This is a genomic window from Pseudomonas syringae, assembly GCF_021605415.1.
Lineage (GTDB): Bacteria > Pseudomonadota > Gammaproteobacteria > Pseudomonadales > Pseudomonadaceae > Aquipseudomonas > Aquipseudomonas syringae_S.
On record NZ_WKEQ01000010.1, the window covers coordinates 1 to 23630 of the forward strand.

24 protein-coding genes are annotated in these 23630 nt (G+C 59.2%); 10 read left to right on the top strand and 14 right to left on the bottom strand.

The annotated features are described in order from the left end of the window. Both GIW69_RS09235 and GIW69_RS09240 read left to right on the top strand, forming a co-directional pair. Positions 1–1168 (top strand): peptidoglycan DD-metalloendopeptidase family protein (locus GIW69_RS09235; protein WP_236481937.1); only part of this gene is annotated, 1168 nt, incomplete at its 5' end. Positions 1169–1171: 3 nt separating this feature from the next. Continuing rightward, on the top strand, positions 1172–2263 hold the full coding sequence (locus GIW69_RS09240) for an anhydro-N-acetylmuramic acid kinase (protein ID WP_236481939.1): 1092 nt from the start codon (positions 1172–1174) through the stop codon (positions 2261–2263). Positions 2264–2345: 82 nt separating this feature from the next. Here the strand turns inward: GIW69_RS09240 and erpA are convergent, their stop codons facing one another. After that, the gene (gene erpA / locus GIW69_RS09245) at positions 2346–2696 is read right to left on the bottom strand and encodes an iron-sulfur cluster insertion protein ErpA (RefSeq protein WP_008077999.1); all 351 of its coding nucleotides are present in this window, start codon (positions 2694–2696) and stop codon (positions 2346–2348) included. Between the two features lie 157 nt (positions 2697–2853). Next, on the bottom strand, positions 2854–3888 hold the full coding sequence (gene argC / locus GIW69_RS09250) for an N-acetyl-gamma-glutamyl-phosphate reductase (protein ID WP_236481941.1): 1035 nt from the start codon (positions 3886–3888) through the stop codon (positions 2854–2856). 134 nt (positions 3889–4022) lie between these two features. Between argC and hemJ the strand changes: the two genes are divergently transcribed. From hemJ to coq7, 6 genes are all read left to right on the top strand, one after another. Further along, entirely contained in the window at positions 4023–4451 is a 429-nt protein-coding gene (gene hemJ, locus GIW69_RS09255; protein WP_236481943.1) for a protoporphyrinogen oxidase HemJ, read from the top strand. Between the two features lie 32 nt (positions 4452–4483). Next, positions 4484–5452 (top strand): NAD(P)H-dependent flavin oxidoreductase, encoded by a 969-nt coding sequence (locus tag GIW69_RS09260; protein ID WP_236481944.1) that lies wholly within the window; start codon positions 4484–4486, stop codon positions 5450–5452. Between the two features lie 69 nt (positions 5453–5521). Continuing rightward, positions 5522–6487, top strand: a complete 966-nt coding sequence (locus tag GIW69_RS09265) for a DUF805 domain-containing protein (RefSeq protein WP_236481947.1) — start codon at positions 5522–5524, stop codon at positions 6485–6487. Between the two features lie 61 nt (positions 6488–6548). Next, positions 6549–7337, top strand: coding sequence for an SDR family NAD(P)-dependent oxidoreductase (locus GIW69_RS09270; protein ID WP_236481948.1), 789 nt, complete (start codon positions 6549–6551; stop codon positions 7335–7337). Positions 7338–7389: 52 nt separating this feature from the next. Further along, entirely contained in the window at positions 7390–7728 is a 339-nt protein-coding gene (locus GIW69_RS09275; RefSeq protein WP_236481950.1) for a histidine triad nucleotide-binding protein, read from the top strand. A gap of 98 nt (positions 7729–7826) precedes the next feature. After that, entirely contained in the window at positions 7827–8474 is a 648-nt protein-coding gene (coq7, locus tag GIW69_RS09280) for a 2-polyprenyl-3-methyl-6-methoxy-1,4-benzoquinone monooxygenase (protein ID WP_236482189.1), read from the top strand. A gap of 86 nt (positions 8475–8560) precedes the next feature. On the opposite strand, the gene speD is transcribed toward coq7, so the two are convergent. Further along, entirely contained in the window at positions 8561–9355 is a 795-nt protein-coding gene (speD, locus tag GIW69_RS09285) for an adenosylmethionine decarboxylase (RefSeq protein WP_236481952.1), read from the bottom strand. Positions 9356–9592: 237 nt separating this feature from the next. Continuing rightward, positions 9593–10015 (bottom strand): OsmC family protein, encoded by a 423-nt coding sequence (locus GIW69_RS09290; RefSeq protein WP_236481954.1) that lies wholly within the window; start codon positions 10013–10015, stop codon positions 9593–9595. Positions 10016–10251: 236 nt separating this feature from the next. Between GIW69_RS09290 and crp the strand changes: the two genes are divergently transcribed. Further along, complete coding sequence (gene crp, locus GIW69_RS09295; protein ID WP_236481956.1) at positions 10252–10896, top strand: cAMP-activated global transcriptional regulator CRP; 645 nt, start codon at positions 10252–10254, stop codon at positions 10894–10896. A gap of 9 nt (positions 10897–10905) precedes the next feature. Here the strand turns inward: crp and GIW69_RS09300 are convergent, their stop codons facing one another. The 4 genes from GIW69_RS09300 to GIW69_RS09315 all read right to left on the bottom strand — a co-directional run bounded on the left by GIW69_RS09300 (position 10906) and on the right by GIW69_RS09315 (position 14227). Continuing rightward, positions 10906–11607: a lipoyl protein ligase domain-containing protein gene (locus tag GIW69_RS09300; protein ID WP_236481958.1), complete on the bottom strand. Its 702-nt coding sequence runs from the start codon at positions 11605–11607 to the stop codon at positions 10906–10908. A gap of 134 nt (positions 11608–11741) precedes the next feature. Beyond that, positions 11742–12578, bottom strand: coding sequence for an indole-3-glycerol phosphate synthase TrpC (trpC, locus tag GIW69_RS09305; protein ID WP_236481960.1), 837 nt, complete (start codon positions 12576–12578; stop codon positions 11742–11744). After that, positions 12575–13624 carry an anthranilate phosphoribosyltransferase gene (gene trpD, locus GIW69_RS09310; protein WP_236481961.1) on the bottom strand — a complete coding sequence of 350 codons (1050 nt, stop codon included), beginning with the start codon at positions 13622–13624 and terminating at the stop codon, positions 12575–12577. The genes trpC and trpD overlap by 4 nt, the downstream gene beginning before the upstream one ends. Positions 13625–13633: 9 nt before the next feature. Further along, a complete protein-coding gene (locus GIW69_RS09315) occupies positions 13634–14227 on the bottom strand; it encodes an aminodeoxychorismate/anthranilate synthase component II (RefSeq protein WP_236481963.1) in 594 nt (197 codons plus the stop codon). Positions 14228–14633: 406 nt separating this feature from the next. On the opposite strand from GIW69_RS09315, the gene estP reads away from it, so the two are divergent. Next, positions 14634–16541 (top strand): esterase EstP, encoded by a 1908-nt coding sequence (gene estP / locus GIW69_RS09320; RefSeq protein ID WP_236481964.1) that lies wholly within the window; start codon positions 14634–14636, stop codon positions 16539–16541. Positions 16542–16766: 225 nt separating this feature from the next. Here estP and trpE read toward each other — a convergent pair whose 3' ends face one another. From trpE to GIW69_RS09350, 6 genes are all read right to left on the bottom strand, one after another. Beyond that, positions 16767–18245, bottom strand: coding sequence for an anthranilate synthase component I (gene trpE / locus GIW69_RS09325; protein WP_236481966.1), 1479 nt, complete (start codon positions 18243–18245; stop codon positions 16767–16769). A 70-nt stretch (positions 18246–18315) separates the two neighbouring features. Further along, positions 18316–19134, bottom strand: coding sequence for a phosphoglycolate phosphatase (locus tag GIW69_RS09330; protein ID WP_236481968.1), 819 nt, complete (start codon positions 19132–19134; stop codon positions 18316–18318). Beyond that, on the bottom strand, positions 19131–19805 hold the full coding sequence (rpe, locus tag GIW69_RS09335) for a ribulose-phosphate 3-epimerase (protein WP_042561371.1): 675 nt from the start codon (positions 19803–19805) through the stop codon (positions 19131–19133). The genes GIW69_RS09330 and rpe overlap by 4 nt, the downstream gene beginning before the upstream one ends. Positions 19806–19919: 114 nt before the next feature. Then, complete coding sequence (locus tag GIW69_RS09340; RefSeq protein WP_236481969.1) at positions 19920–21068, bottom strand: iron-containing alcohol dehydrogenase; 1149 nt, start codon at positions 21066–21068, stop codon at positions 19920–19922. A gap of 286 nt (positions 21069–21354) precedes the next feature. Continuing rightward, positions 21355–22179 (bottom strand): ABC transporter permease, encoded by an 825-nt coding sequence (locus tag GIW69_RS09345; RefSeq protein ID WP_053124376.1) that lies wholly within the window; start codon positions 22177–22179, stop codon positions 21355–21357. A gap of 13 nt (positions 22180–22192) precedes the next feature. Next, complete coding sequence (locus GIW69_RS09350) at positions 22193–23440, bottom strand: ABC transporter permease (RefSeq protein ID WP_236481971.1); 1248 nt, start codon at positions 23438–23440, stop codon at positions 22193–22195. Positions 23441–23630 lie beyond the last annotated feature (190 nt).

A 23630-nucleotide genomic window follows, 5' to 3' on the forward strand; every position in this document is an offset into this window, starting at 1 on the left:
AGAAAGCCCGGAGACTGCGCAAGCCGCGCCCGCGCCAATATCAACGCCCGAAGAAAACAAGGCGCCAAGCCACAGGGAAGTGATCGTCGCCAAAGGTGACACGCTTTCGACGCTTTTTGAAAAGGTCGGCTTGCCCGCCAGCGCGTTGCATGACGTGCTGTCCAGCGACAAACAGGCCAAGCAGTTCAGCCAACTCAAGCGCGGCCAGAAGCTCGAATTCGAATTGAACACCGAAGGCCAGCTGACCAGCCTGCACAGCAAAGTCAGTGACCTCGAAACCATCACCCTGACCAAGAACGACAAGGGCTACGCATTTAACCGCGTTATCGCGAAACCAACCGTTCGCACCGCCTACGTTCATGGCGTAATCAATAGCTCGCTGTCGCAATCGGCTGCCCGCGCGGGCCTGTCCCACAGCATGACAATGGATATGGCCAGCGTCTTCGGCTATGACATCGACTTCGCTCAAGACATCCGCCAGGGCGACGAATTCGACGTTATCTATGAACAGAAAGTAGTCAACGGCAAAGCGGTAGGCACCGGCCCGATTCTTTCGGCTCGTTTTACCAACCGTGGTAAAACGTACACCGCCGTTCGCTATACCAACAAACAAGGCAACAGCAGCTACTACACCGCTGACGGCAACAGCATGCGCAAAGCCTTCATTCGTACCCCGGTGGATTTCGCCCGCATCAGCTCGAAGTTCTCCATGGGTCGCAAACACCCGATCCTCAACAAGATCCGCGCCCACAAAGGCGTCGATTACGCCGCCCCGCGCGGCACCCCGATCAAGGCTGCCGGCGACGGCAAGGTATTGTTGGCCGGTCGCCGTGGCGGCTATGGCAACACCGTAATCATTCAGCACGGCAACACCTACCGCACGCTGTACGGGCACATGCAAGGTTTCGCCAAGGGCGTGAAGACCGGCGGCAGCGTCAAGCAAGGCCAGGTGATCGGTTACATCGGCACGACCGGCCTCTCCACTGGTCCGCATCTGCACTATGAATTCCAGGTCAATGGTGTTCACGTCGATCCGCTGGGGCAGAAGTTGCCGATGGCCGACCCGATTGCCAAGGCAGAGCGCGCTCGTTTCATGGCCCAAAGCCAACCGCTGATGGCGCGCATGGATCAGGAAAAAGCCACCATGCTGGCTTCGAGCAAGCGTTAAGCCATGGCCCTGTATATCGGTGTGATGTCGGGAACCAGTCTCGATGGCCTGGATATCGCGCTGATCGAGCAAACCTCGGCGATCAGACTGGTCGCCACGCACTACATTCCCATGCCTGACTCCCTGCGCGCCGAGCTACTTGGCTTGTGCGCCAGCGGCCCTGACGAGATTGCCCGCTCAGCCATCGCCCAGCAGATTTGGGTGAAACTCGCCGCTCAGGGCATTCACACCCTCCTCGGCCAGCAGCGACTCAAGCCAGAAGACATTCGAGCGATCGGCAGCCATGGCCAGACCATTCGGCATGAGCCGGCGCGCGGCTTCACCGTGCAGATCGGCAACCCCGCCCTGCTGACTGAGTTGACTGGCATCACCGTTGTCAGTGATTTTCGCAGTCGTGACGTCGCCGCCGGTGGACAAGGTGCACCACTGGTTCCGGCATTCCATGAAGCCCTGTTCGAGGAGCGAAACGGCAACAGTGCAGTATTGAATGTTGGTGGTTTCAGCAACCTGAGCCTGATCGAGCCGAACAAACCTGTAGCCGGTTTCGACTGCGGCCCAGGGAATGTTCTGATGGATGCCTGGATCCAACAGCAGCGCGGTGAAAACTACGACCGTAATGGCCAGTGGGCGGGCAGCGGCAGAATTGAGCCCGCCCTGCTGAAGGCGCTGCTGAGCGATCCGTTCTTCGTGACCAAAGGCCCAAAAAGTACGGGCAGGGAAGTCTTTAACCTGCCCTGGCTGGAGAAACACCTCTCCGGTCTGCCCCCCTTCGCCGCAGAAAACGTGCAGGCAACGCTACTAGAGCTGACGGCCCAGACCATCGTCGAATCGCTACAGAGCGCTCAATCCGATACGCAGAAGTTGCTGATCTGCGGCGGCGGCGCGCATAACACCACCCTCATGCAACGCCTGGCCGATCTGTTGCCGAACACAACCGTCAGCAGCACCGCGACTCACGGCGTCGATCCGGACTGGGTCGAAGCCATGGCCTTCGCCTGGCTCGCACATTGCTGCCTCGAAGGCATCGCTGCCAACCGCCCCAGCGTTACCGGCGCCAAGGGCCTACGCATATTGGGCGCGATCTATCCGGCTTGATCGCCAACGTTTAAATTCCACACAGCAAAACGCCGCAGCCCCCTAAGGCTCTGCGGCGTTTTGCTGTGTGGCGAAAGTACGATCAGATCGAGAACGACGACCCGCAACCACAGGTGGTCGTGGCGTTCGGATTCTTGATCACGAAACGCGAACCTTCCAGACCTTCCTGATAATCCACCTCGGCACCTGCCAGGTACTGGAAGCTCATCGGATCAACCACCAGACTCACACCTTCGCGCTCGACGATGGTGTCGTCTTCGGCAACATCTTCATCGAAGGTGAAACCGTACTGAAACCCTGAACAACCGCCGCCCGTAACGAATACGCGCAGCTTCAAGCGATCATTCCCCTCTTCATCGACCAGGCTCTTCACCTTGTGCGCGGCACCGTGGGTGAATTGCAAAGCCGTGGGGGTGAAGGATTCGACGCTCATGCTGACTATCTCCCGGCGTTACGCCGCCATAATGCGTGATGACGCGCATTATCCGCTTCTCCTAGAAAATTGGTCAACTATTAGAAGAGAAGCAGCAGCTAGCGTCGAGCCTTAAGCTTCAAGCTTGCGGCTCAAAGCTTGAAGCTCGTAACTGCCTTTAAGGCAACATGCCGGCGTGTGACAAGCCTGCGCGCTCGTCCAGGCCGAACAGGATGTTCATGTTCTGAACCGCCTGACCCGACGCGCCTTTGACCAGATTGTCGATGACCGACAACACCACCACCAGATCGCCGTCCTGAGGACGATGAACGGCAATTCGGCAGACGTTGGCGCCGCGCACGCTACGGGTTTCCGGATGGCTGCCCGCCGGCATCACGTCGACGAACGGTTCATCGGCATAACGTTTTTCGAACAACGCCTGCAGGTCGACCGAACGATCAACTACCGTCGCGTATAACGTGGAGTGAATGCCACGAATCATTGGCGTCAGGTGTGGCACGAAGGTCAGACCGACATCCTTGCCCGCCGCGCGACGCAGGCCTTGGCGAATTTCCGGTAAATGACGGTGCCCCTTCACCGCATAGGCCTTCATGCTTTCCGACGTCTCGGCGTAAAGCGAACCTACGGCAGCGCCACGACCTGCGCCGCTGACACCGGACTTACAATCGGCAATCAGATGCGCAGCATCGGCCAGACCCGCTTCAAGCAATGGCAGAAAACCCAGTTGCGTGGCGGTTGGATAGCAACCCGGCACTGCAATCAGGCGAGCCTTTTTGATTTGCTCACGATTGACTTCCGGCAAGCCGTAAACCGCTTCGTCCAGTAACTCTGGCGCGCCATGCGGCTGGCCATACCACTTGGCCCACTCATCGGCGTCCTGCAAACGGAAATCCGCTGACAGGTCGATGACTTTGGTGCCGGCCGCCAGCAGTTCACCGGCCAACGCGTGAGCAACCCCGTGAGGCGTGGCAAAAAACACCACATCGCAGGCCCCAAGCGTTTTGATGTCCGGCACGCTGAACGCCAGACCATCGTAATGGCCGCGCAGGTTTGGATACATGTCGGCCACAGGCAGGCCAGCCTCGGATCGCGAAGTGATCACAACCACTTCTGCTTGCGGATGCTGTGCCAACAGACGCAGCAGTTCGACACCGGTGTAACCCGTGCCGCCGACGATACCGACCTTGACCATAAACCTGCCCTCAACGAACCCACTGGAAGCCGTCGATAATAGGGGCCGCACGCGCCTGCGACAACCGTCAAGGTGACGCGCGGATGCTCAAGCCTCTACTATTCGAGTCACCGTGAATGAGGGAATAACCAAAAATGCTCTATCTATGGATCAAAGCGCTTCATATCGTCAGCATCGTCTGCTGGTTTGCCGGGCTGTTCTACCTGCCGCGTCTGTTCGTTTATCACGCTCAAAGTGAAGATGCGATCAGCAAGGAACGCTTCAGCGTCATGGAGCGCAAGCTGTATCGCGGCATCATGGGCCCGGCGATGATTGCCACGCTGATCTTCGGCGGCTGGCTGATCTATCTCAACCCGAGCATCTTCAGCCAAGGCGCCTGGATACACGCCAAACTGACGTTGGTAGTTTTGCTGATCGGCTACCACCATATGTGCGGCGCGCAGGTAAAACGCTTCGCGCGTGGCGAGAACACCCGCAGCCATGTCTTTTATCGCTGGTTCAATGAAGTGCCGGTTCTGTTATTGCTGGCTATCGTAATTCTGGTCGTGGTCAAGCCGTTCTGACTTCAATAACCACAACAATTGGGGTACTTCCAATGTCGCTGCCCGCTCTGCTCGAACAATGTCTGCGTTTGCCCGTGGTGGCCGCGCCGATGTTCCTGATCTCCAACCCCGAACTGGTGCTGGCCTGCTGCCGTAATGGCGTGGTCGGCAGCTTTCCGGCCTTGAACCAGCGCGAAAGCAGCGGCTTCAAAGCCTGGCTGGAACAGATCGAAGCGGGCCTGGCGACGCTGGACAACCCGGCGCCTTACGCGGTGAACCTCATCGTTCACAACAGCAATCCGCGCCTGCAGGCGGATCTGAACATTTGCGTCGAACACAAGGTGCCGATTGTCATCACCAGCCTCGGCGCAGTGAAAGAATTGGTCGACGCCGTGCACAGCTATGGCGGCCTGGTGTTTCACGACGTAACCACTCGACGCCACGCCGAAAAAGCTGCCGAGGCTGGCGTCGATGGCTTGATCGCGGTCGCCGCCGGAGCGGGCGGGCATGCAGGTACATGGAGCCCGTTTTCATTGATTGCGGAAATCCGCGAGTTCTTCGATAAAACCCTGTTGCTTGCAGGATGTTTGAACCATGGCCACGAGATTCTTGCCGCGCAAGTGCTAGGTGCGGATTTGGCCTACTTAGGCACACGATTTATCGGCACCACCGAAAGTCATGCACCCGACGCCTACAAAGAGATGCTGCTGACAGCCAAAGCGGCGGACATCATTCATACTCCTGCCGTGTCCGGTGTTCCGGCCAGCTTCATGCGCCAGAGTCTCGAAGCCGCCGGTTTCGACCTCGCGGCAATGCAAGGCAAGGGCGAAGTGAATTTTGGTGACAAACTCAAACCGATCAGCGATGAAGCCAAAGCCTGGAAGACCGTGTGGTCGGCCGGGCAAGGCGTCGGTCAGATCGATGATTTGCCAAGCGTGGATCAGTTGATCGCGCGTCTTGATGCCGAATACCGCCAGGCACTGCAGCGCGCCGCGCAACTGCCGAATCGCTGGCCGCGCTGAAACACAGGCCAGTCGAATCAAGATTGGCCTGCATGTACTTCAATTTCTCGCGACAAGGATGCCTCGGCCATGAGTGAACCCCGCTACAAGATCGTTTTCGACGGGGCGCTGCAGCCCGGCGTCGATATCACCACAGCCAAACTCAATCTCGCCGATCTGTTCAAAAGCGATGTGGCCGCTATTGAGCGCCTGTTCACTGGTCGCCCGGTTGCCCTGAAACGCGAGCTGTCGCATTCGGACGCACAAACCTATCTTCAAGCGCTGCAAAAAACCGGCATCGAGCCGCGAATCGAGTCGGAAACCGCGATCGAACTGAATCTGTCGGACGTACATGACCACGCGCCCGACGTTCCCTACAGCGCCGTCGCGCAAACCGCTTCGCCCTACGCCCCGCCCCAAGCGCCGGTTGGCGAAAAACTCGCGGAGTTCTCCACGCTCAAACCCTTCGGCATTGAAGGCCGCATCGGTCGCCTGCGCTATCTGGCCTGGACGATGGTGCTCACCCTTGTAAGCCTGCCGATCATTGGCATCTTTGCCCTGATCGCACTGGGCCTGGTCAGCGGCGACTCCACGACCGGACTGATCGTCGGCGGCCTCATCGCCCTCTTTCTGGGCCTTGGGTTCTTTGTCGCCAGCATCTTCATTTTCGTGCAACGCTTGCACGATATCGGCTGGTCGGGCTGGCTCTGGTTGCTGACGTTCGTGCCCCTCGTTGGCAGTTTCTTTCCGCTGGTCATCATGTGCATACCAGGCAACGCAACCGCCAACCGTTACGGCCCGCCACCGCCGCCAAACAGCACGGCAGTGAAAGTACTGTCGTCGTTATGGATTGTGTTCATCGCATTGATGTTCGTCGGCGCGTTGCTTGGCGGAATCCGGGCGATCCAGCAGGAGTACAAAAGCAACATGGAAACCAGCTATGACAGTGGCTCCGTGATCACCGACGAAGTTGACGTCGAGCTCGAAGCACCCTCGAATTCGCAAAGCGATGCAGCCGAAGAGGCCCGGCCCCCTGTAGACTCTGCGAAAGAATGAACAGCGCTCCATGCCGTGACAACCGCGTCGCCGGCGCGGAGCTGTTGCGATGGAGAACTGCATGACCCGTTACGCACTGATCACCGGCGCATCCAGCGGCATTGGCCTGGCCATGGCCGAAGCGCTGGCCCGGCGCGGCCGCAGCCTGATATTGGTGGCCCGACAGCGTGATCAGCTGGAAAGCATTGCAATCGAATTGACCCAGCGCTTCGGCGTTGAGGTGTTATTTCGCGCCTGCGACCTCGGCGAGCCGCTGCGCTTGTCCGGTTTTCTGCTGGAGCTGGAAGAAGGCGACCGGCAGATCGACCTGTTAGTCAATTGCGCCGGCATTGGCACCTGCGGCCCGTTTCTCGCGCAAGACTGGATGACCGAGCAGGATCTGATCGAAGTGAATATCCTCGCCCTTACCCGCCTGTGTCATGCCATCGGTAACAGCATGGCGCTGCAGGGCGGCGGACAGATTCTCAACGTCGCGTCCGTGGCGGCGTTCAATCCCGGGCCGTGGATGAGCACTTATTACGCCAGCAAAGCCTATGTGTTGCACTTCTCGGAAGCGCTGCGGGTAGAGCTGAAAAAATGCGCGGTCAAGGTCTCGGTGCTCTGTCCCGGACCGACCCGCACCGAGTTTTTCCGTACGGCGCAGTTGAACAGTGACAAACTCACCGCCAGCAATCTGTTGATGAGCCCAGAGGAAGTCGCGCTGTACACCGTTCGTGCTTTGGATAAAAACCGCGCGATCATCATTCCGGGACGCCGCAACCGCTGGCTTGCCTTCCTGCCGCGCTTCGGTTCCCGCTGGCTCAATCGCACCATCGTCGGCATGGTCAACAAGGCGTATTGCCCACGTTAAAATCCACGGGCAGCGCGCCCAATGAATTCAGTTAACAACGGAGAAAACAGCTGTGGATACTCTGTTCACCAAGATCATCAACCGGGAAATCCCGGCAAAGATCATTTACGAAGACGACCAGGTTCTGGCCTTCCACGATATTGCCCCACAGGCACCGGTGCATTTTCTGGTCATCCCGAAAAAAGCGGTACGCACCCTCAATGACCTGACCGAGGAAGACAAAGCCCTAGCCGGGCACATTTTGTTCACCGCTCAGCGTCTGGCGCTTGAGCTGGGTTGTGAAGAAGGCTTCCGCGTGGTGATGAATTGCAATGAATTGGGCGGTCAAACCGTTTACCACATTCATATGCACGTACTCGGTCAACGCCAGATGAACTGGCCACCGGGCTGAAACCCGACCATGCAGGAGCATCGCGTACGATGACCCGGCGCAAACCTTACCCGGCCGATTGGGTTAAACTGGCCGCCGAGATTCCTCCGGAGGTCAGCATGACTACCCAACGTCACTACTCGCCGATTGATCGTCTTCTGCTGCAAGCCGATGCCGCAATGCGTACCTTACTGCCATTCAGTGGCCAGCCGTACCGTCCGTCCCCGGCCATCGTGCAGCCCGAAGTGCAAATGAGCGATGAAGAGACCCGCCATGTGGCCGGCCTGATGCGCATCAACCATACCGGCGAAGTCTGTGCCCAGGCGCTTTATCAGGGCCAGGCGCTTACCGCCAAGCTTCCGCAGGTGCGCGCGGCCATGGAACATGCCGCTGAAGAAGAAATTGATCATCTGGTCTGGTGCGAGCAGCGCATCCATCAGTTGGGCAGCCACACCAGCGTGCTCAACCCCTTGTTCTATGGCATGTCGTTCGGGATCGGCGCCGTTGCCGGCCTGATCAGCGACAAGGTCAGCCTGGGTTTTGTCGCCGCCACCGAACACCAAGTGTGCAAACACCTGAACGAACACCTGGAGCAATTGCCGGCCGAGGACGAAAAGTCCCGGGCGATTCTGGAGCAGATGCGCATTGATGAAGAACATCATGCGGAAAGTGCGCTGGATGCCGGCGGGTTCCGTTTTCCGGCACCGGTAAAATTCGGGATGAGTTTGTTGGCGAAGGTGATGACCAAGAGTACTTATCGAATCTGATGCTTTTGAGCAGGCTCACTCCTACAGGGGGTTGTGGTGGACATGAAAAAGGCGACCTGAGGTCGCCTTTTTTGTGCTCGAAGATCTTACGTCGGCATGTTGCGCGCGTAGAAGATTTCCAGCATTTCGTGCTTCACACGCTCGGTCACCTGCTTGCGTTGCTCAGGGGACAGATTGCTGGTGGCGTCGCCGAACAGGTAGTTATCCAGTTCGAAGTTCTTCAGCAGCATTTTGGTGTGGAACAGGTTTTCCTGGTACACGTTCACGTCGGTCATCTGATACGCGTCGCGAGTGTCTTCGGACAGGTAGTTCTGGATCGAGTTGATCTCGTGGTCGATGAAGTGCTTTTTGCCTTCAACGTCACGGGTAAAGCCGCGCACTCGATAATCCACTGTCACGATGTCCGAATCGAACTGGTGAATCAGAAAGTTGAGCGCTTTGAGCGGTGAGATAACGCCACAGGTCGATACATCGATGTCCACACGAAACGTTGCAATACCGTCGTCCGGATGGATTTCCGGATAGGTGTGCACCGTGATGTGGCTCTTGTCGAGGTGGGCCAGGATGATTTCGGGCAACGGGCCCGGCGACTCTTCGATCTGGCTTTCAGTCGGGGTTACCGGCTCTTCAGAAATCAGAATCGTGACGCTGGCGCCCTGAGGTTCATAGTCCTGACTGGCAATGTTCAGGATGTTGGCACCAATGATCTCGACAACTTCCGTGAGAATCTGCGTCAGGCGTTTCGCGTTGTACTCTTGATTGATGTACTCGACGTAAGCCTGCTGGTCTTGCGGGGTTTCCGCGTAGCAGATGTCATAGATGTTGAAGCTCAAGGTCTTTGTCAGGTTATTGAACCCGTGGAGCTTGAGTTTGCTTTTCACCGTTAAAAACTCTCTATGTATGCGGCGCGGCCGCGTGATCAAGCATGCCCGTCAAATGCGAACAACGCACCTGCGTAGGACGGTTAACACCTCTTCGCGATGGCGATTTTGGTTGTCTGTTCAGGCGGATGACCCATCGGCTGACCGATCACTGCCCTGAAAAAAGTGGCGCATTATGCAGACGTCGGCGTGGGATCGCCAGAGTCTGCACTGCTTTTATGATAGTTGAATGTCGATTCAACCGAGTTCGATGATTTCGTAGTCGTGGGTGATTGCCACGCCAGCCGCGCCGAGCATGATCGAGGCCGAGCAATATTTCTCGGCGGACAGTTCGATGGCACGCTTGACCTGAGCTTCTTTCAGGCTACGGCCCTTGACCACAAAATGCATGTGGATCTTGGTGAACACTTTCGGGTCTTCGCTCGCACGTTCGGCTTCAAGAAAGGCTTCGCAGCTCTCAACGGCCTGACGCGACTTCTTCAGAATGCTGACCACGTCGAAGTTACTGCAACCGCCGACGCCCAGCAGGAGCATTTCCATCGGACGGACACCCAGGTTACGACCGCCGGCGTCCGGCGGGCCGTCCATGACCACGACATGACCGCTACCGGATTCGCCGAGGAACATGGCTTCGCCAGCCCATTGGATGCGTGCCTTCATCGCCAAGACTCCACTGTAGAAAAAAGGGTCGCCAGCTTAGCACAGGGCCCGTTACAGACAGGCACAAGCTTCGTAGGACGGAAGTTCCACTAGCGTAGGTAATTTCTCGAATTAACAAAGGAAGTGTCTGTTAAGCTGGCGCCAATTCGCTGGCGCCTGGCCAGCTTGTGTCGCGCCCCTCTTTAGCGCCTCTTACAAAATCAAATATAACCGTGCAGTCTTTTCGGGATACAACCATGGCTGGTCTTGCCCCCACACCCAAAATCAAGAACCTCGACAAACTGTTGATGCATTGCCAGCGCCGTCGCCATGCGGCCAAGAGCAACATCATCTGCGCCGGCGACCGTTCGGACACGTTGTATTTCATTATCAAGGGATCGGTCACCATCCTGATTGAGGATGACGACGGGCGCGAGATGATCATCGCGTACCTCAATGCCGGTGATTTCTTCGGTGAACTGGGTCTGTTCGAACAGGCCGGGCAAGAACAGGTACGCAGCGCCTGGGTGCGAACCAAGGTCGAGTGTGAAGTTGCGGAAATCAGCTACGCAAAATTCCGCGAATTGTCCCAGCAGGATCCAGACATTCTTTACGTGCTCAGCGGACAAATCGCACAACGTCTGCGCAATACCACGCGCAAGGTCGGCGACTTGGCGTTCTTCGACGTCACCGGTCGTGTCGCGCGTTGCCTGCTGGAGTTGTGTAAACAACCGGACGCCATGACTCACCCCGACGGCATGCAGATCAAGGTGACCCGTCAGGAGATCGGGCGGATTGTCGGGTGCTCGCGGGAGATGGTCGGTCGCGTGCTCAAGGATCTGGAAGAGCGCAACCTGGTCGATGTAAAAGGCAAGACGATGGTGGTCTTCGGCACGCGCTGAGCACGAAACTCAGGCGCTGTAGATCTGCGCCAGCATCAGCCGAAATAACTCATCCAGACGCGCCACGGCATGCGGTGCGGCAAATTTTTCATGCAGGGCAATGTGGCTTTCGGCGCGCACTCGCTGCTCCAGGCCACAGGTTTTATTGAAGCGATTGACCGCCGCTACCATTGACTCGCGATCGTTATCCACCAGCATTGCACCGTGTACCAGTCCCACCGGTCGCTGACCACCCTGACTCTGGCGCCAGCGCTGGGCAGTGCCGACCATCTTGCGGCCGTCGAGGTTGACGTTGAAGCGACCGTCGCAAAACGCCCCGTCGATCTCGCCCAACGAAGCCGTGCCACCCAATTCATCCAACAGCTCACAGATCGGATCGCACAAGCGCCGGTAACCGGTTTCGATGCGATTCAAATCACCCTCGCTGCGTGGCGGCGCATAGACCAGTGCGATGTTGATCGTCGAAGCCGACTGCGGCACTGGCTCGCCGCCGGTTTCGCGCAACAACACCGGCCACCCGGCGGCAGCGGAGACTTCGCAGGCGTGTTCGAAATCGGGTAGACGGTTCAAGCGGCGCGGCATGACCAAGGCCTGATCGCTCGGTTGCCAAAATAGAAGACCGAATTCGGCGTTGCCTGCGCAGACATGAGCGAGCAAGTCCTGTTCGGCTTGCAGGCCGGCTTCGATGGTGAGGGGGGTTGGCAGTGACATGAGGAACTCCAAGAAGCTTGAAATCTTTAGCGGATTCAAGGGTGCCTTCGCGAGCAAGCCCGCTCCCACAATGGAATGCAATCTCATGTGGGAGCGGGCTTGCTCGCGAAGGGAACGACTCGGTTTATCAAATTTCAGTCGAGTGTCGAACCACTCACCGCCGTACCGCGCTCAGGGAAGAACAGGCGCTGCAATTCGATACCCGGGCTTTCCGCGCGCATGAACGCTTCGCCGACCAGGAACGCATACACATCGCTGATTTCCATCAGCTCGACATCGGCGCGGTTGAGGATACCGCTCTCGGTAATCACCAAGCGGTCGCGCGGAATGCGCGGCAGCAGATCAAGGGTGTTTTCCAGGCTGACTTCAAAGGTGTGCAGGTTGCGGTTGTTGACGCCGACCAGCGGCGTGTCGAGGGTCTTCAACGCGCGCTCCAGTTCGTCGCCGTCGTGCACTTCTACCAACACATCGAGGCCGACACCTTTGGCCACGGAAGCCAGCTCGGCCATCTTCACGTCGTCGAGCGCGGAGACAATCAGCAATACGCAGTCGGCGCCCAATGCACGGGCTTCGACGATCTGGTACGGATCGATCATGAAGTCCTTGCGGATCACCGGCAACTGGCACGCCGCGCGAGCCTGTTGCAGATAAACATCGGCGCCCTGGAAGTAGTCGATGTCGGTCAACACCGACAGGCAAGTTGCCCCGCCCTTCTCGTAGCTCTTGGCGATGTCCGCCGGCACGAAGTTTTCGCGGATTACGCCTTTGCTCGGCGACGCCTTCTTGATCTCGGCGATCACCGCCGGTTGCTTCTTCTTCGCCTGCGCCAGCAATGCCTGGGCAAAACCTCGTGGTGCATCGGCCGCCTTGGCCAGACTTTCCAGCTCACTCAGGCTCACGCGAGCGCTACGCTCGGCGATTTCCTGAACTTTGCGCGCCAGAATGTTTTCCAGAACCGTCGGTACACTCATCCCTCATTCTCCACTTTGAATACCGCGGTAAAGGCACCCAGCTCCTCGAGTTTTTCCCGAGCGAGGCCGGTGTGCAGCGCGTCGTGCGCAAGCTCCACGCCTTGTTTCAAACTGCTGGCGACGTCGGCGGCGTACAGCGCAGCGCCGGCGTTGAGCACGATCATTTCGGCGGCTTTCTGGCCGTTTTCGGTTTTGCGCTTGCCAAGCGCATCGCGGATCAGCGCCAGCGAGGCTTCCGGGCCATCGACCGAAAGACCATGCAGGCTCTGGCTTTTCATGCCGAGATCTTCCGGCTCGACCCAATACTCGGTGATCTGGTCATTTTTCAGCTCGGCCACGAAGGTCGGCGCCGCGAGACTGAACTCGTCCAGACCGTCCTTGGAATGCACCACCAGTACATGTTTACTGCCCAGACGCTGCAACACTTCGGCCAGTGGCCGACACAGCGCTGGAGTGAATACACCCACCACCTGATGCTTCACACCGGCCGGATTCGTAAGCGGGCCGAGCATGTTGAACAGCGTGCGCAGGCCGAGATCGCGGCGTGGGCCGGCGGCGTACTTCATCGCTTTATGATGGGTCTGAGCAAACATGAAGCCGATGCCGACGTTGTCGATGCAACGTGCAACCTGCACCGGCGTCAGGTTCAGGTAGATGCCGGCCGCTTCCAGCAGGTCGGCGCTGCCGCTCTTGCCCGATACCGCACGGTTGCCATGCTTGGCCACGGTGCAACCGGCCGCCGCGACGACGAACGAGGACGCCGTCGACACGTTGAAAATGTTCGCGCCGTCACCGCCGGTGCCGACGACATCGACCACGCCTTCAAGGGTCTTGAGCTCGACCTTGTCCGCCAGCTCTCGCATCACCGATACCGCGCCGACGATTTCGTCGATGCTCTCGCTTTTCATGCGCATGGCCATCATGAACGCACCGACCTGCGCTTCAGTGCATTGGCCGGTCATGATCTCGCGCATCACGTCGCTCATTTCATCGGTGCTGAGGTCGAGGTGTTCGACGATACGGCTCAGGGCTGTCTTGATGTTCATGCAAAGTCCTTAGCGCGTGCCGCCGGTTTGTTTGAGGAAGTTGGCAAACAGTTCATGGCCCTGTTCAGTGAGGATCGACTCGGGGTGGAACTGCACACCTTCGATGTTCAGGGTCTTGTGCCGCAGGCCCATGATTTCATCCACAGTGCCGTCGTCGTGCTGAGTCCATGCGGTCAGTTCGAGGCAATCGGGCAGTGTGTCGTTCTTGACGATCAGCGAGTGATAACGGGTGACGGTCAACGGATGGTTGAGACCGTCGAAAACGCCCTTGTCCTCGTGGAATACCGGGCTAGTCTTACCGTGCATCACCTGGCGGGCGCGAACCACATCGCCACCAAAGGCTTGGCCGATGGATTGGTGGCCCAGGCAAACGCCGAGGATCGGCAGTTTGCCGGCAAAGTGCTTGATCGCTTCGATGGAGATTCCGGCTTCGGTCGGGGTGCAGGGACCTGGGGATACAACAATGCGCTCGGGATTGAGCGCTTCGATGTCGGCAATCGTGAGTTCATCGTTGCGCACGACTTTGACCTCGGCACCCAATTCGCCGAGGTATTGCACAACGTTGTAAGTAAAGGAGTCGTAGTTGTCGATCATCAGCAACATGGCGTTTCGAACCTCTTGAATTCTGACTGGGTGACAGCCTTCAAACGACTTGCCCGCAGGGCGCTGCACGATGTCGGACGCAGAAGTGGCGTCGGCAAAGCGGCATTTCAGACAGGCAAGGAAGGCAAAGCGATACAGATCCGGCGGGGCCGGCAGAAAAGATTCAGGCGCGCCAACGCCAGCGGGCGTGTGCCTTGATGACTTGATCCAGAAGTTTGCTGACGATCAACACGGGGAAGGTCTCATTTATACGTCTCGGCACAGTAACTTAGCTGGGCGGGCCGTGCAATATGACGAACGCTGAGGTTGGCGAATCTGCGGGGTAACACACGACCGATGGCAAAGGGCCGAAAGTTTTTGGTACTGTCGTTTCGTTCACAACAACAATAAATAAACGGACTTGCTCATGATCAAACAGACGTTGTTTGTACCGCTTGCCGGATGCTTGCTCGCCATGGCCTGCGCTCAGGCGATGGCGGCGCCCAATCCCTACTCCAGTTTCGTCGTCTTCGGTGACAGCCTGAACGACGCCGGCACCTTCAGCGACTCTGGCGGCCCGGCCGGGGCGACACAACGCTTCACCAACCGCACCGGCCCGGTCTATCAGGACGGCAGCGGCGAGTTCTTTTCGCTGAACTCCACACAACTGCTTGGCGGACGGCTGGGTTTCAGCCCCGATCAAACCGCCGCGTCGACGTCCGCCGTACGCGCCGATCAAGGCTTGCCCGATGGCAACAACTGGGCGGTCGGCGGCTATCGAACCGACCAGATTCTCGATTCGATCACCCGCGAATCGGCAACCGGTGAACGCACCCGTGCGGGCTACCTGCCATCGAACGGCTTTCGCGCCGATCCGAACGCGCTTTATTACTTATCCGGTGGTGGCAACGACTTCCTGCAAGGTCGCGTTTTAAGCCTCGATCAGGCCAATGCAGCAGCCGACCGCCTGGCCAACAGCGTCCAGGTGCTGCAAACCGCCGGTGCCAAATACGTCATGGTCTGGCTGCTGCCCGATGTCGGCCTGACCCCGGCGCTTAATGGCAGCCCGCTGCAAGCGGTGAGCAGTCAGCTCAGCAGCCAATTCAACACGCAACTGGTCTCGCGCCTGCAAGGCATCAATGCGCAAATTATCCCGCTGAATATTCCGTTGTTGCTGCAGGAAACCTTCGCCGATCCGGGGCGCTTCGGCCTCGCGACCGATCAGAACCTGACGGCCACCTGCTTCAGCGGCAACGGTTGCACGGAAAACGCTCGTTACGGCATCAACAGCGCCACGCCGGATCCGACCAAGCTGATCTACAACGATGGGGTGCACCCGACCGAATCCGGGCAAAAACTGATCTCCGATTACGCTTATTCCCTGCTCGCAGCACCGTGGGAACTGACCCTGCTGCCGGAGATGGCCCACGCCACGTTGCGCGCGCATCAGGATGAATTGCGCAGCCAGTGGCAGGCGGATTGGGAGAGCTGGCAAGCGGTCGGCCAGTGGCGCGCGATTGTCGCCGGTGGCGGCCAGCATCTGGACTTCGACAGCCAAAGCAGCGGTGCGAGCGCCGACGGCAGCGGTTACAGCCTCAATGTCGGCGGCAGCTATCGCCTTAACGAGGCCTGGCGGGTGGGCGTGGCGGCGGGCTTTTACCGTCAGACCATGGAAGCGGGCCATAACGATTCGGACTACAAGCTCAACAGCTATCTCGCCACGGCGTTTGCCCAGTTCCAGCAGAATCGCTGGTGGGCCGATGCGTCGTTGACCGGCGGCAAGCTCGACTACGACAACCTCAAACGCAAATTTGATCTGGGCGCCAGTGAGGGTGCCGAGAAAGGCGACACTGACGGCAGCCTCTGGGCCTTCAGCACGCGGCTCGGTTACGACATTGCCCAGCCGGGCAGCGAATGGCACCTGTCGCCGTTCGTCAGCGCCGACTACGCCAGCGTCGATGTCGATGGCTATTCGGAAAACAGCAACCGTGCCACGGCGCTGACGTTCGATGACCAGACCCGTGATTCAAAACGCCTCGGAATCGGATTGCAGGGCAAGTACAACATCACGCCGCAAACCCAGGTGTTTGGTGAATACGCCCACGAACGTGAATATGAAGATGACGTGCAGAAGGTCAACATCGCGCTCAACAGCCTGCCGGCGAACGACTTCACTCTTGAGGGCTACACGCCGCAGAGTCATCTGAACCGGTTGAGTCTGGGCGTGAGCCACAAGCTCACGGCGGATCTGGCGTTGCGCGGCGGTTACACGTTTCGCAAGGATGATGACTTTACCCAGCAGGGGGTGAATGTCGGGGTGGTGTTGGATTTTTAAGGTTTGAGATCAAAAGACCGTCCGAACGCGGCCCGAGCCTTCGGCAGCGCCTACAAGGGGATGTGCAGAGGTAAAAAAGCGGCGCCCTCAAAGGCGCCGTTTTTTTATGGCTGTACAGAAATCCAATGCAGAAGCGAGCCTGTTCGCGATGGCGATGGTCAGCCAAGTGATCCGCTGAATGTTAAATCGCTATCGCGAGCAGGCTCGCGCCTACAAGGGTTTGCGTCAGTCCGGGGTTTGTTCGGCCAGGGCGACGGCGCGGAACATCGCGCGGCGCTTGTTCAGGGTTTCTTCCCATTCCAGCGCCGGCACCGAGTCGGCGACGATACCGCCACCGGCCTGCACGTGCAGTTCGCCGTTCTTGATTACCGCCGTACGGATCGCGATGGCGGTGTCCATGTTGCCGTTCCAGGCGAAGTAACCGACCGCCCCGCCATAAACGCCGCGCTTGACCGGTTCCAGTTCGTCGATGATTTCCATCGCACGAATCTTCGGCGCGCCGGACAAGGTGCCCGCCGGCAGAATCGCCCGCAGTGCGTCCATCGCCGTCAGCCCTTCTTTCAAATGGCCGGTGACGTTGGAGACGATGTGCATCACGTTGGAATAACGCTCGATGACCATTTTCTCGGTGAGTTTCACCGAGCCGATTTCCGAGACGCGCCCGGTGTCGTTGCGCCCGAGGTCGATCAGCATCAAGTGCTCGGCGATCTCCTTGTCGTCGGACAGCAGGTCTTCTTCCAGCGCCAGATCCGCTTCTTCCGTCGCACCACGCGGACGGGTGCCGGCAATCGGGCGGACGGTGATCAGGTTGTCTTCAACCCTCACCAGCACTTCCGGCGAACTGCCAACGACGTGGAAGTCGCCGAAGTTGAAGAAGTACATGTACGGCGTCGGGTTGAAGCAACGCAACGCCCGGTACAGGTCGATCGGTGCAGCCTTGAAGTCGATCGACATACGTTGCGACGGCACGACCTGCATGCAGTCACCGGCAAGGATGTATTCCTTGATGGTGTCGACGGCTTTTTCGTAATCGTCCTGAGTGAAACTGGAGCGGAATACCGGGTCGGCCGATGGCTGCTTGCTGAAGTCCAGGCCTCGGCGCGGGGTGATCGGCTGGCGCAGTTGCTCCAACAATGCCTGCAACCGCGCCTGACCTTGCTCGTAAGCATCGGCCTGGGTCGGGTCGGCCAGGACAATCGCGTGCATCTTGCCGGCGAGGTTGTCGAACACCACCACCGCGTCGGACACCATCAACAGAATGTCCGGCACGCCCAGCGGATCCGGGTTCGGGCATTTGCCCAGACGCTTCTCCACATAACGCACGCAGTCATAACCGAAGTAACCGACCAGGCCACCGTTGAAACGCGGCAAACCGGCGATGGTCGGCACGCTGTAGCGCGCCTTGAAGTCTTCGACGAAGGCCAGCGGGTCTTCAACGTCATAGCTTTCAGTCTCGACGCCATCGACGGTGATGCTGACGTGATGGTCGTGAACGCGCATCACGGTGCGGCACGGCAGGCCGATGATCGAGTAACGGCCCCATTTCTCGCCACCCTGCACCGATTCGAGCAAATAGGAGTTGGGCTGGTCGGCCAGCTTCAGGTAGATCGACAACGGGGTGTCAAAGTCGGCCAGGGTTTCGCAGGCCAAGGGGATGCGGTTGTAGCCATCGGCGGCCAAACGCAGGAATTCTTCGCGGATCATGAGGTGCCTCGTGGTCTGAGGTTATATCAGTCAGGTGTGCAAACGCGCCGGAGGACCGGCCAGGAACAAGTCAGGCGCGCCAACGCCAGCGGGCCAGGGCCTTGATGACTTTCATCCAGAGTTTGCGGGTGACCACCACGATGGCGTTTCCAGAAGGGGGTTGAACAGCGTCGGGCAACGTTATCCCACCGTTCAGATCCAGGCAACCGGGAATTAACATGCGCATATCGTCGATCACCAGCGCCGGGGATTCCTCGGCGATCGGCCGGCCATGGTTATAGCCGTAGCTCAACGCCACACACTTGACCCCCGCCGCTTTCGCCGCCAGCACGTCGCTGCGCGAATCGCCGACGAACAACGACTTCGAGGCCGGCACGCCGGACATCTTCATCACGAAAAACAGCGCCGCCGGATCCGGTTTCTTCTGCGGCAAGGTATCGCCGCCGATGATCCACTTGAAGTAGCGGCCGATCTTCATCTGATCCAGCAGCGGCGCGACGAAACGCTCCGGCTTGTTGGTGATCAGCGCCATTGCCACGCCCTGCTTGTGCAGCCATTTGAGGGTGTCGCGCACGCCGGGATAGACCACGGTCAGTTCATGGCTGCCACCGTAGGCGTCCATGAAAATCTCCAGCGCGTATTCGGCCTCGGCGTCATCGACGGCCGAATGGTCAAGATCGCCGGCCAATGCGCGGCGCACCAATGTCGGCGCGCCGTTACCGACCCACAAGCGCACGGACTCAAGGCCCGCAGGCTCGCGGCCGAGGGTAAGCAGCATGGTGTCCACCGCCGCTGCCAGGTCAGGAACCGAATCGACCAATGTGCCATCCAGATCGAACATCACCAACCGTGGCAGACCTCCGGCGAACAGCTGCTCGAAGCCGCTCATGGGCGCGTCAGCGCCAGTTCGGAGCGCATCTTGTCGATGACTTCCTGATAATTCGGTGCATTGAAGATCGCCGAGCCGGCAACAAAGGTGTCAGCACCGGCCGCCGCGATTTCACGGATGTTGTTGACGTTGACGCCGCCGTCGATTTCCAGGCGAATGTCACGGCCCGAGGCATCGATGATCGCCCGCGCTTCACGCAGCTTGTCGAGGGTGCCGGGAATGAACTTCTGCCCGCCGAAGCCCGGGTTGACGCTCATCAGCAAGACCATGTCGACCTTGTCGATCACGTACTTGAGCACGTCCAGCGGGGTCGCCGGGTTGAACACCAGGCCTGACTTGCAGCCGCCCTCGCGGATCAGTTGCAGCGAGCGGTCGACGTGCAGCGTGGCTTCCGGGTGGAAGGTGATGTACGTCGCGCCGGCCTCGATAAAGTCGCCAACGATGCGATCCACCGGGCTGACCATCAAATGTGCATCGATCGGCGCGGTAACGCCGTACTTGCGCAGCGCCGCGCAAACCATCGGGCCGATGGTCAGGTTGGGTACGTAGTGGTTGTCCATGACGTCGAAGTGGACGAAGTCGGCGCCGGCGGCAAGGACGTTGTCCACTTCCTCGCCGAGGCGGGCGAAGTCGGCGGAGAGGATCGACGGAGCAATTACGAAGGGCTGCATGACGCACCTTTTCTGAGCTAAATCACGATGGCGCGCATTGTATACCTCATGCTTTGACGCGCGCACCGTGACCGCGATGATTGGGTTATGCCATGACCGATCAGCGGCACCGGCTCAATACGCCGCGCGGTAGATCTTCTCGATGTCCACGGCACTGAGTTTGCGCGGGTTGTTGCGCATCAGACGCTCGATCCCCGCCGCTTCTATCGCCATGGCCGGGATCGCCTCCTCAGGCACATTGAAACTGCGCAGCCCGGCGGGAATCTCCACCGCCGCGCACAAATCAGTCATGGCCTGCACCGCTTTGTCTGCTGCTTCACTGGCGCTCAGATGAGCGGTCTTCACGCCCATGGCTTCAGCAATATCCTGCATCCGCTCGACGCAGGCCATCTTGTTCCAGGTCATGACATACGGCAGCAGCAAGGCATTGCTGACGCCATGGGCAATGTTGAAGCGCCCGCCCAACGGATACGCCAGCGCATGCACCGCGCCGACCCCTGCATTGCCGAATGCCATCCCGGCCATCAGGCTGGCGGTGGCCATGTCTTCCCGGGCTTGCAGGTTGGAAGGGTTGGCGTAGGCCTTGGGCAAGGATTTGGCGATCAACTTGATGGCACCGATGGCTAGGGAGTCGGTGATCGGCGAGGCGTTCACCGACAGATAGGATTCGATGGCGTGCACCAGTGCATCGACGCCACTGGCGGCGGTCACGCTGCGCGGGCAGGTCAGGGTCATTTGCGGACTGACCAGCGCAACGTCGGGTAATAGATAGTCGCTGACGATGCCTTTCTTCAGTTGCGCAACCTTGTCGGAGAGGATCGCGACGTTGGTCACTTCCGAACCGGTGCCGGCGGTGGTCGGGATGGCGATCAGCGGCGGGCCTTTGCGTGGCACCTGGTCGACGCCGAACAGGTCTTCCAGCGCGCCGTGATAACCGGCATACGCCGCAACACTTTTGGCGATGTCGATGGCACTGCCACCACCGAGACCGATCAAACCGTCATGCCCGCCCTCGCGATACACGCTCATGCAGTCTTCGACGATGGCAATCTCTGGATCCGGCAGGACACGGTCGAAAATCTGATAACTGCGCCCGCCCAATTGCGCCAGCGCCAACTCGACCGTGCCGGACTCGACCAGGGCTGCGTCGGTGACGATCAACGGGTTGTCGATGTCCAGGCGTGTCAGCTCAGCTGCCAGCTGCTCGATGGCCCCGGCGCCGGTGATCAGTTTGTGAGCGATTTTGAACGAGGAAAGACTCATCGTGCGCAGCCTCTTATCGATGTGGGGGCTGGGCACAAGATTAGCTGGGGAAATCGGGTTGTCTGCCATTCAGGTCATGAATGACCCGTTGAGGGCAAGAGCAAGAGCCCCTCACCCTAGCCCTCTCCACGAGGGAGAGGGGACTGACCGAGGTGGATGGAGGGGATACACCGACGTGCAATACCGGGTCGAACTCCGGCCTTGAAAAGCACGAAGATCTGCTCCCTTTCCCCTCGCCCCCTTGGGGGAGAGGGCTGGGGTGAGGGGGTGGCTTTTGATCTGGCCCTTAAACCTGAGCCGTACGCAGTTTTTCACTGCGACCGCGTAGCCATTCCAGAGTCAGCAGCAGGATGACGGAAAAGGCGATCAGCAAAGTAGCAGCCGCCGCAATCGTCGGACTGAGGTTTTCGCGAATCCCGCTGAACATTTGCCGTGGCAGGGTCGCTTGCTCGGGGCCGGCGAGGAACAGCGTCACCACCACCTCATCAAACGACGTCGCAAAAGCGAACAACGCCCCGGAAATCACGCCCGGTGCAATCAACGGCAAGGTCACCCGGCGAAACGCGGTCAACGGCGAAGCGCCAAGGCTGGCCGCCGCGCGCACGAGGTTATGGTTGAAACCCTGCAACGTCGCCGAAACGGTAATGATCACAAACGGCACGCCCAACACCGCGTGCACCACAATCAACGAGAAGAAGCTGTTGCCCAGCCCCAACGGCGCGAAGAACAGGTAACTCGCGACGCCGATGATCACCACCGGCACCACCATCGGCGAAATCACCAGTGCCATCACCAAGGCCTTGCCGGGGAAGTCGCCTCGGGTCAGGCCGATGGCCGCCAGGGTGCCGAAGATCATCGCCAGCACGGTCGCGGCCGGGGCGACGATGATGCTGTTCTTCAGGGCGCGCATCCATTCCGCCGAGGCGAAAAAGTCGTGATACCACTGCAGCGAGAAGCCTTGCAGCGGGTAGACCAAAAAACTTCCCGAGTTGAACGACAACGGAATGATCACCAGCACCGGCAGGATCAGGAACAACAGAATCAGGCCGCAGAGAATCCGCAAGCTGTAGAACCACACCCGTTCGACGGGCGACATGTAAGGACTCAGCATCTCGAATCTCCCCTCAGCTCAGGCGCAGGCGACTGGCGCCCACCAGCCAGCTGTAAATCAGATAAAGCACCACAGTCGCCAGCAGCAGCAATCCGCCCAGCGCGGTAGCCATGCCCCAGTTGATGCTGGTGTTGGTGTAGAAGGCGACGAAGTAGCTGACCATTTGATCGTTCGGGCTGCCCAGCAGCGCCGGAGTGATGTAGTAGCCGATGGCGAGGATGAACACCAACAGGCAACCGGCGCCGACACCGGCGTAGGTCTGCGGGAAATACACGCGCCAGAAGCTTGCGAACGGATGGCAGCCAAGGGAAATCGCGGCCCGCATGTAGGTCGGCGAGATGCCTTTCATCACGCTGTAGATCGGCAGAATCATGAACGGCAACAGAATGTGTACCATCGAGATGTACACGCCGGTGCGGTTGAACACCAGTTCCAGCGGCTTATCGATGATGCCCATCGCCATCAAGCCGCTGTTGATCAGGCCACCCGATTGCAAGAGCACGATCCACGCCGCGACGCGCACCAGAATCGACGTCCAGAACGGCAACAGCACCAGAATCATCAGCAGATTGCTTTGCCGCGACGGCAGGTTCGCCAGCAGATACGCCAACGGGTACGCCAGCACCAGACAGATCACCGTGATGACCAGGCCCATCCAGAAGGTGCGGGCGAAGATGTCGAGGTAGATCGCCTGATCCGGGGTGGCCGGGGCCACTTCGCCGAGATCGTCGATGCGGTGATCGACCGCCGCCAACAGGTAGTAAGGCGTGATGTTGCTGGTGTTGCGGCGCACCGCCTGCCAATAGGCGGGATCGCCCCAGCGTTCGTCGAAGTTTTCCAGCGCTTCTTTATAAGAGGCCGGTTCGCTGGCGAATGGCAACGCCCGGGCGGTTTTGGTCAGCAGGCTGCGGTAGCCGGCCAACTCCATGTTCAAGCGCTTGGACAGGTCGCCCAGCGTCTGGTTTTTTCGGGCTTCGGCGAGGTCTTCGCTGGCTGCCTTGTAGACCGGTTCGGCGGGAAGGCCACGGCCGTCCCAACTGGCGATAGCCGCCACGGTGCGCGGCATACCGCCGACCACTTCCGGGTTGCCGACGCTTTTGTAGAGCAGCGCCACAATCGGCACCAGGAACACCAACAGCAGGAACAGCACCAGTGGCGCGATCAAGGCCTGAGCCTTCCAGCGGTTGACCCGCTCGGCGCGCTTGAGCTTCTGCTTCAAGGTGGGGCTGTTGCCCTCGTTCAGGGGAACGGCGATGGCCATGACGTACTCCGCAAATCTTTAATCGTTACAGCGATGGCAAGCCACCGCTGTTGTGTTGGAACACCGAAACCTGTGGGAGCGCGCCTGCTCGCGAAGAGGCCATTACCTTCAACATCAATGTTGATAGAAAAACCGCTTTCGCGAGCAGGCTCGCTCCTGCAGGGGTGGAGCAATAACGCATCCAGTGACG